Genomic DNA, 7,945 nt, shown 5'->3' on the forward strand with positions numbered 1-7,945 from the left:
CGCCCGGACGGCGTGCACCTGTCCGGCGCGCAGGCGGGCCGGGTCGCGAAGCAGGCCGGGGTGCGCAAGCTGCTGCTGACCCACCTGCAGCCGTGGACCGACGCGGGGGAGATCCTGCGGGAAGCGACCGCGGAGTTCGACGGTCCGGTCGAGGTGGTCGAGGCCGCCCGCAGCTACCAGGTGTGAGCGCGTCCCGGCCGGCTCGTAGCCGTGCAACCGCTCGCCCGGGCGACCGTCGACACGAGCAGCACCTGCGCGGGATGAGTCCTTGGAGGAACTAATGACGATCACGGCGGTCTGGCCGATCGCGTCGAAGACCGACGCGAACGCCGGTGACGGGCTCACCATCACCGAGCCCGGCGAGGTCGACGAGCTGATCCGCCGGCTGTCCGAGCCGAACGCGGGCCCGGCCTCGATCTGGCACGAGCACCGCGAACTGGCCGACGAGAGCACCGGGATGCTCGACCACGACGTCATCGCGGCGGTGGATGGCGGCTACGGCTACCTGAGCCACTTCGACGTCGATCACGACTTCGCGGTGCTCGAGGGCGACCCGGAATCCCCTGGCTTGACCAGCGAGGACATCGAGTTCCCCGCGGGCAGCGGAGTCGCGGTGGGCGTGCTGGCCGCGACGCTGAAGGACTTCCTGGAGACCGCGTCGCGGCCGAAGGTCGTGGACTGGCGCACCGTCGACTGGTAGGGGCGTGACCACCGGCCGCGCGTGTCCTCTTAGGGTGGGGATCGTGGCTAGAGCGGACGGGCGGAGCGACGACGCGCTCCGAGAGGTGCAGATCACCCGCGGCTACCAGATTTGGCCCGCCGGGTCTGTGCTGGTGGAGTTCGGGCGGACCCGCGTGCTGTGCGCGGCGAGCGTGCAGGAGGGCGTGCCGCGCTGGCGCAGCGGTTCCGGCCTGGGGTGGGTGACCGCGGAATACGCGATGTTGCCGTCCGCGACGAACACCCGTGGCCAGCGCGAGTCGGTGAAGGGCCGCATCGGCGGCCGCACGCACGAGATCAGCCGCCTGGTCGGGCGCTCGCTGCGCGCCTGCATCGACATGGCCGCGCTGGGCGAGAACACGATCGCGCTGGACTGCGACGTGATCCAGGCCGACGGCGGCACTCGCACGGCCGCGATCACCGGCGCTTACGTGGCGCTGGCGGACGCGATCACCTGGCTGAGCTCGGCGCGCAGGCTCTCCGACCCGAAGCCGCTGTCGTGCTCGATCGCGGCGGTCAGCGTCGGCGTGGTGGACGGCCGGGTGCGGCTGGACCTGCCGTACGAGGAGGACTCGCGCGCCGAGGTGGACATGAACGTGGTCGCCACCGACCACGGCACCCTGGTCGAGGTGCAGGGCACCGGTGAGGGCGCCACGTTCACCCGGTCCACGATGGACACGATGATCGACTACGCGCTGCACGGCTGCGGCGAGCTGGCCCGCAAGCAGGCCGAGGCGCTGGCCGCGCCGTACCCCGGCGAACTGCCCGGGAGCTCCCGGTGAGCCGCGTCCTGCTGGCCACCCGCAATGCGAAGAAGCTGGTGGAGCTGCGGCGGATCCTGGAAGCCGCCGGTGTCACCGGCATCGAGGTCGTCGGCCTGGACGCGGTTCCGGAGTTCCCGGAAGCCCCCGAGACGGGCGCGACCTTCGAGGCGAACGCGCTCGCGAAGGCAGCGGACGCGGCCCGCGCCACCGGCCTGCCCGCGGTGGCCGACGACTCCGGCCTGGAAGTGGATGCGCTGAACCGGATGCCCGGCGTGCTCTCCGCCCGCTGGTCCGGCGGGCACGGCGACGACCAGGCCAACCTGGACCTGCTGCTCGGCCAGATCCACGACGTGCCGGACGAGCGCCGCGGTGCCGCTTTCGTGTCCGCCTGCGCGCTGGTGCGGGCGGACGGCACCGAGACCGTCGTGCGCGGCGAGTGGCCCGGCACGATCATCCGCCAGGAGCGCGGCACGAACGGCTTCGGCTACGACCCGATCTTCGTGCCGGAAGGCGAGACCCGAACCTCCGCCGAGCTTTCCGCGGAGGAGAAGGACGCGGATTCGCATCGCGGGCGCGCCCTGCAAAAGCTGGTGCCGCACCTGCGGGAGATCGCCGGCCAGATCGGGTAGCTGCAGCGGAGGCTGCCGGGGCGTGTGCTGGGGGCCCGCCGGCTCTCCGACCAGAGCCGTCGTCCGGTTCCGAAACCGGCGCAGGCCGCTTGCAGATCCCCGCGCGAGCTGCGGTGCAAACCCGTTCTGTTCACATGCGGTCACGCGCGTCGCGCACGCGCTCTGACATCCATTCGATCCCCGCCGGACCCTGTCCGGTGGCGTGCAGATCGATCGGGCTTCCGGCGGCTTTCGCGGCTTTTGCGATCTCTTGCATCGCTTCCCAGGGACGCCAGCCGAAGGATTTGGTTTTGCAGGTCCGTCCGCCTCGCGAGGTTTCGATCCGCACCTGCCCGGGGTGCAGTCGTCGCAGCAGGAACCTCACGAACTTCAACAAGGGGAATTCGTTCGGTGAATGGTCGTAGGTGTCCGTGCGGACGCGGGTCGAGCGGAAACGTGCGCGCGACCGGTGCCGTGCGATGCGCAATTCGGTTATATCGCCCAGCGGCAACACCCGGGTCCGGAACAACGTCCGCACTACCAGGTCGGTCGAGGTCAAGGTGACCCGTCGCCGGAACGCCGCCGCGATGCAGCAGGCGGGGATCGCCGCCAGGACGACGTCCGCAACGACCCAAAAGCCGGTTCCCTTGGGGCGGTGGACCGCAGCACCGAGAGTGAGCCAGCAGGAGAAAAGCAGGAACAAGAACACGAAAACGGCGGCGAGCAACGGAACGAACCGGCCCTTTTTCCACACGCGGTCCACCTGTCCGGCGGACTGAAATGCTGAAGGCGGTGGCAGCCCCCGGTCCGTGCTCTGGGCAGGTGATGTGCAAACCTCTTGCGGCCGGTGGTGCTCGTCCATGTCGCGGACGTTAGCAGATCTTGCCTGCAAACCGAGTGGTTCGGTAGTTCAATTCGAATTCCGGTGGGCGAGCTCCTCAGTGGTGCTTCGTCGTCTTGGACCCGCCGGTGTGGTGGCCGTTGAAGTACAGGACCGCCAGGGCCGCCACGACGATCACCGCGAGCAGGATCGCGAGCGTGACCTTCACCTTGCTCCACGGGCGTTCGCCCTGGACCTCGCCGGTCCGGCCATTGACCAGAAGCTGCCAGCTGCGGCCCGCGTACATGTACGTCGCGACCCAGACCGGCAGCAACATCAGCTTGAAGGTGATGTTGCTGAAGTCGGTGTCGACCCGCTCGACCCGCTGCTCGTCACCACCGATGTCCCGTCGGCACTCCTCGTGGATCTCCCGCGACATCCGCGACTTGGCCTCGTCGAGGCCGCTCTCGGGTTCCACGTCGTACCGCAGCGCGTGGTAACCGGCGAGGTACTGGGGCTGGTAGGGCCCGGCCTCGGGCAGTGGCCACGGGCCCAGTGCGTCCACCCGGTTGACCGGTAGCACGGTGCTGGCCGGCACGAGGACGTCGTCGAACCCGCTGGAGACCTCACCCCGCACGTGGTGCCAGCGCGTCCGGCGGACCCGTTTCGTCCGCCCTTCGCCGTCGTTCTCCGTCACCCAGTAATGCCGCCCTTGCTGACCGCTGTAGGCCGAGAACGCCTCCGCGTCGAACGTCCAATGTGGCACATAGGTGCCCTTGGTCGACTCCGCCGCGGCCACCTTCTTGAACGCCGACGGCGCGAACCACCGCGACGACACCCACTTGCCCAGCGCCTCCCGGATGCCGTTGTGGTCGACCTCGAACGGCAGCACGCCCTCCGGGATGATCTGACCGGTCGCGGCCGCGTCCATCACCAGCGGTGAGCCGCAGAACTGGCACAACCCCGCGGTTTCGGTCGTCTCCGTGCTCGCCGCGCAGCGCTGGCAGACCAATGTGTACGGCGCGAGCTGCCCGACCGGCTTGCGGGCCAGCACGTCCAGGTCCTCGATCGCGATCTCCCGGACCTGCCTGCTGCTGGCCGTGATCTCCTGACGGAAACCGCAGTACGGGCACTGCAGCACGTTCGTGCCGGGCGCGAACTCCACGCGGGCGCCGCAGCCGCCACAGGGATAGGTGGCGGCTGACGCGGTTCGCCCGTCGCCGTACGGATCTGACATCAGGTTTTCCTTCGGAAGTAGCGGAAATCAGGTCCAGTCGGTGCCTTCCGGCGCAGGTGTCCCGGCACAACCGGATCAGTTCCCGGGTTGCGGGGCCCCGCGCTCAGGTCCGGAAGGGACTCAGGACTGCGGCGGCAATGGCGGCGGCGCCTGGCCGAACAGGGGACTCAGCTCCGGCACTTGGCCTGCGGGTGCCCATTGCGACATGCCTTGTTTCCACGCAAGGGTTTCCGCGGTGAGGGCGCTGTTGGAAACCTGCTGGGCGAGGGCGGCGAAGTCGAACGGCCCGAGCTGCTGACCGTTCACACCGAGGTACCACTGGTCCTGCTGCGGCAGCGGCGGAGGTCCGGCCTGCGGCGGCTGCTGCGCGGGAGCGGGAGGTTGTTGCCCGTACTGCGGGGGCTGTCCGGCGGGCTGATGCGGCGCCTGCAGGCCGTTCTGCACCGGTTGCTGCTGGTACGCGGCTGCCGCGGTCTGCTGCCCGAACGCCACGCCCATGCCGATGCCCATCCCCTCGCCGGCGCCGCCCTGGTTGGACGCGGCCTGCTCGATGGCGTTGGCGGCCTGGAACTGCGTGTACTGGTTGAGATCGCCCGCGATGCCCATCCGGGTGCGTTTGTCGATCATCTCCTCGACCTCGGGCGGCACCGAGATGTTCTCGATGACGAACCGCGAGATCTCCACGCCCAGCGTGCGAAGCTCCAGGTTCAGCGCGGTGGCGATCCGGTCGCCGAGCTGGGACTGCTGGGTGACCAGGTCGAGCATCGGCACACCGGAGGACGCCAGCGCCGGTCCGAGCTTTCCGACGATCATCTGGCGGAGGTGTTCGGACACCTCGTCGGTGCGGAACGCCGGGTCCGTGCCGACGAGTTCGCGCAGCAGCGCGACGGGCTCGATCACCCGGAGCGCGTATCCGCCGAACGCGCGCAGCCGGACCATGCCGAACTCCGGATCGCGCACGACGACCGGGTTCTGCGTACCCCACTTCAGGTCGGAGAACTGCCGGGTGTTGACGAAGTACACCTCGGCCTTGAACGGCGAGTTGAAGCCGTACTTCCAGCCCTTGAGCGTGGACAGGACGGGCATGTTCTGCGTCTGCAGCGTGTACATGCCGGGCGGGAAGGGGTCTGCGACCTGGCCCTCGTTGACGAAGACGGCAGCCTGGGATTCACGTACGGTGAGCTTGGCGCCCATCTTGATCTCGTTGTCGTGGCGGGGGAATCGCCAGACGATGGTGTCCCTGCTGTCGTCGGTCCATTCGATGGTGTCGATGAACTCGCCGCGGACCTTGTCGAATAAACCCACCGAAACCCCTGCAAACTTGCCGCCGCTACGTCGGCGCGACCGTAGCAAAGCGATCACCAGGGCAACCGCGGTCGCTCCGGTGGAATTCGGCGATCAGCACCCCCGGCGTCCGGTTTCAGCCCGCCCGACCGGTTCCGGATCCCGCCGTCCGGGAGACTGCTCTTCCGCTCGGCGAGGGACGTTCGGGGTGTGACGGCGATCGCCCCGGTGGGGTGTACCGCCATCCGGGCGGTTAGGTTCCGCGAGTGTTCACCGAATGGTTCGAGCTGGTTGTGCTGGTCGTCGTCGGATTCCTCTCCGGCGCGATCAACGCGGTGGCCGGTGGGGGCTCGCTGCTGGTGTTCCCCGCGCTGCTGGCGACCGGGATGCCGCCGCTGATCGCGAACGTGACGAACTCCGTCGCGCAAGGGCCGGGATTCGTCGGTGCCGCGGTCAGCCAGCGCGCTGATCTGGGCGGAGCGCGGCGGCGCTTGGTGCTCACCTCGGTCGCGGCCGCGATCGGGTCGGTGATCGGCTGCGTGCTGCTGCTGATCCTGCCCGGTGCGGTCTTCGACGCCGTGGTCCCGGCGCTGATCGCGCTGTCGGCGGTGCTGATGGCGTTCCAGAACACGATCCGCCGCTGGCTCGGGCAACCGGCCGAAGGCGGGCCGGACCGCACCTGGGGGCTCACGATCGGGATCTTCCTGGCCTCGATCTACGGCGGCTACTTCGGCGGCGCGCGCAGCGTCATCTTCATCGCCGTGCTGGTGCTCGCGGTGAACGACTCGATGCGGCGGCTCAACGCGTTGAAGAGCTGGCTCGGGCTGATCGGCAGCGCGGTGACCTTCGCGGTGTACGCGCTGATCGCGCCGGTCGACTGGATCGCGGTGCTCACGCTGGTGCCCACCACGGTCCTCGGCGGTTTCGCGGGCGGCAAGATCGCCCAGCGGCTGCCCGCGACCCTGCTGCGCTACGTCGTAGTGGTCATCGCCGCAGGCGTAGCCGTCTACATGGTCCTGGACTAGCCCGCCCGACACGCCCGCGCACCCGCCGATCCCCTGGAGTGCACGACCTGTTCGCCCGAATCAGTCGGACCAACAGGCCGTTCACCCGGAAATGCGGGGAGTCAGACGCCGAGGTCCTTGCGGAGGCGGTCGACGTGGCCGGTGGCCTTGACGTTGTAGAGCGCCTTGGCGATCTTGCCGTCGGGGTCCACCACGAACGTCGAGCGGATCACGCCCTGCACGACCTTGCCGTAGTTGTTCTTCTCCCCGAACGCGCCCCACTCGGCCATCACCGATTTGTCCACATCGGACAGCAGCGGGAACGTGAGCCCTTCGGCGTCCCGGAACTTCGCCAGCTTCTCCGGCTTGTCCGGGGAGATCCCGACCACGTCGAAACCGGCGTCGCTCAGCGGCGCCAGGCTGTCCCGGAAGTCGCAGGCCTCCTTGGTGCACCCCGGCGTGCTCGCCGCCGGGTAGAAGTAGACCACCAGGGACCGGCCGCGGTAGTCGGCCAGCGCCACGGTCTTGCCGTCGGCGTCGGGCAGGGAGAACTCCGGCGCGGTGTCACCCGCCTCAAGTCGCTGCTGTTCACTCATGCCCTCGACGCTAGTGCACCGGCGCACGCCGCCCGCGGGCACGTCAGCGCAGTCGCGCCCCGACATCTTCGGGCGCGGTGGGGCCGACGGTGCTCACCGCCACCTTCGGCTCGTCCCGTTCACTGGATGCGATGAACCCACCGACGAAAAGTCCGGCCACGGCCGAGATCGTGACGGACAGCGCGCAAACGGTGTAGAGGCGCAGGTTCACCGCGTCTTCCTTCCGGGAGCAGGGGCACGTCGACGAAGAAGTGATCGCCGGTGGCCGCGCGGACGTTACCGCCGCGTGCTGGGGCCCGCCCGGCCGAGCAGTGTTGCGGGGCCGGTGCGCTGCGCGTACACGGAGTGGCGGAACGTGTCGTAGCCCAGTCAGCGGGAGCAGCTATGCCGACCGTCGCAGACCAGTTCGTCGAAGTCCTCGTGCAAGCCGGGGTGCAGCGGATCTACGGGATCGTGGGCGACAGCCTCAACCCGGTCGTGGACGCGGTGCGGCGCACCGAAGGCATCGAGTGGGTGCACGTCCGGCACGAGGAGACCGCCGCGTTCGCCGCCGGAGCGGAAGCCCAGGTCACCGGGCGCCTGGCGGTGTGCGCGGGCAGTTGCGGGCCGGGCAACCTGCACCTGATCAACGGGCTCTACGACGCGCACCGCAGCGGCGCGCCGGTGCTGGCGCTGGCCTCGCACATCCCGTCCGAGCAGATCGGCACCGGCTTCTTCCAGGAAACCCACCCGGAGTTCCTGTTCAACGAGTGCAGCCACTTCTGCGAGCTGCTGTCCCAGCCGGAGCAGATGCCGCGGCTGCTGCGCAGCGCGATGCAGACCGCGGCCGGCCGCCGCGGGGTGTCAGTGCTGGTGGTGCCCGGCGACGTCGCGCACAAGTCCGCCGCCCGGCCGACCGGGTCCGGGGTGGTGCAC

General features: G+C 69.4%; 11 protein-coding genes. 6 read left to right on the plus strand and 5 right to left on the minus strand.

Going from position 1 to position 7,945, the window contains the following annotated elements:
• The 4 genes from IJH84_RS01790 to rdgB all read left to right on the plus strand — a co-directional run.
• The coding region (locus IJH84_RS01790; RefSeq protein ID WP_367268938.1) for an MBL fold metallo-hydrolase at positions 1–186 on the plus strand (186 nt) is incomplete at its 5' end.
• 94 nt (positions 187–280) lie between these two features.
• Positions 281–700, plus strand: coding sequence for an Imm1 family immunity protein (locus IJH84_RS01795; protein WP_295139494.1), 420 nt, complete (start codon positions 281–283; stop codon positions 698–700).
• A 43-nt stretch (positions 701–743) separates the two neighbouring features.
• The gene (gene rph, locus IJH84_RS01800) at positions 744–1,499 is read left to right on the plus strand and encodes a ribonuclease PH (protein ID WP_200072739.1); all 756 of its coding nucleotides are present in this window, start codon (positions 744–746) and stop codon (positions 1,497–1,499) included.
• The gene (gene rdgB, locus IJH84_RS01805; RefSeq protein WP_200072740.1) at positions 1,496–2,110 is read left to right on the plus strand and encodes an RdgB/HAM1 family non-canonical purine NTP pyrophosphatase; all 615 of its coding nucleotides are present in this window, start codon (positions 1,496–1,498) and stop codon (positions 2,108–2,110) included. Before rph ends, rdgB begins: the two co-directional genes overlap by 4 nt.
• A 130-nt stretch (positions 2,111–2,240) precedes the next feature.
• Here rdgB and IJH84_RS01810 read toward each other — a convergent pair whose 3' ends face one another.
• From IJH84_RS01810 to IJH84_RS01820, 3 genes are all read right to left on the minus strand, one after another.
• Positions 2,241–2,951, minus strand: coding sequence for a hypothetical protein (locus tag IJH84_RS01810; protein WP_295139502.1), 711 nt, complete (start codon positions 2,949–2,951; stop codon positions 2,241–2,243).
• Between the two features lie 76 nt (positions 2,952–3,027).
• Positions 3,028–4,146 (minus strand): hypothetical protein, encoded by a 1,119-nt coding sequence (locus tag IJH84_RS01815; RefSeq protein ID WP_295139505.1) that lies wholly within the window; start codon positions 4,144–4,146, stop codon positions 3,028–3,030.
• Between the two features lie 120 nt (positions 4,147–4,266).
• Positions 4,267–5,451: an SPFH domain-containing protein gene (locus IJH84_RS01820; protein WP_200072743.1), complete on the minus strand. Its 1,185-nt coding sequence runs from the start codon at positions 5,449–5,451 to the stop codon at positions 4,267–4,269.
• A gap of 245 nt (positions 5,452–5,696) precedes the next feature.
• On the opposite strand from IJH84_RS01820, the gene IJH84_RS01825 reads away from it, so the two are divergent.
• Complete coding sequence (locus IJH84_RS01825) at positions 5,697–6,455, plus strand: sulfite exporter TauE/SafE family protein (protein ID WP_200072744.1); 759 nt, start codon at positions 5,697–5,699, stop codon at positions 6,453–6,455.
• 101 nt (positions 6,456–6,556) lie between these two features.
• On the opposite strand, the gene bcp is transcribed toward IJH84_RS01825, so the two are convergent.
• The gene (gene bcp / locus IJH84_RS01830; RefSeq protein WP_200072745.1) at positions 6,557–7,030 is read right to left on the minus strand and encodes a thioredoxin-dependent thiol peroxidase; all 474 of its coding nucleotides are present in this window, start codon (positions 7,028–7,030) and stop codon (positions 6,557–6,559) included.
• 43 nt (positions 7,031–7,073) lie between these two features.
• On the minus strand, positions 7,074–7,241 hold the full coding sequence (locus tag IJH84_RS01835) for a hypothetical protein (protein WP_200072746.1): 168 nt from the start codon (positions 7,239–7,241) through the stop codon (positions 7,074–7,076).
• A gap of 173 nt (positions 7,242–7,414) precedes the next feature.
• Between IJH84_RS01835 and IJH84_RS01840 the strand changes: the two genes are divergently transcribed.
• Positions 7,415–7,945 (plus strand): thiamine pyrophosphate-binding protein (locus IJH84_RS01840; RefSeq protein ID WP_295139512.1); only part of this gene is annotated, 531 nt, incomplete at its 3' end.

The organism is Saccharopolyspora sp. (genome assembly GCF_017434145.1).
Taxonomy (GTDB): Bacteria; Actinomycetota; Actinomycetes; order Mycobacteriales; family Pseudonocardiaceae; genus Saccharopolyspora_C; species Saccharopolyspora_C galaxeae.

What these genes read in the sequence shown, in the direction of transcription:
- IJH84_RS01815 (WP_295139505.1), bottom strand. Translation starts at nt 4,146, where the DNA reads ATGTCAGATCCGTACGGCGACGGGCGAACCGCGTCAGCCGCCACCTAT.
- IJH84_RS01795 (WP_295139494.1), top strand. Translation starts at nt 281, where the DNA reads ATGACGATCACGGCGGTCTGGCCGATCGCGTCGAAGACCGACGCGAAC.
- bcp (WP_200072745.1), bottom strand. Translation starts at nt 7,030, where the DNA reads ATGAGTGAACAGCAGCGACTTGAGGCGGGTGACACCGCGCCGGAGTTC.
- IJH84_RS01810 (WP_295139502.1), bottom strand. Translation starts at nt 2,951, where the DNA reads ATGGACGAGCACCACCGGCCGCAAGAGGTTTGCACATCACCTGCCCAG.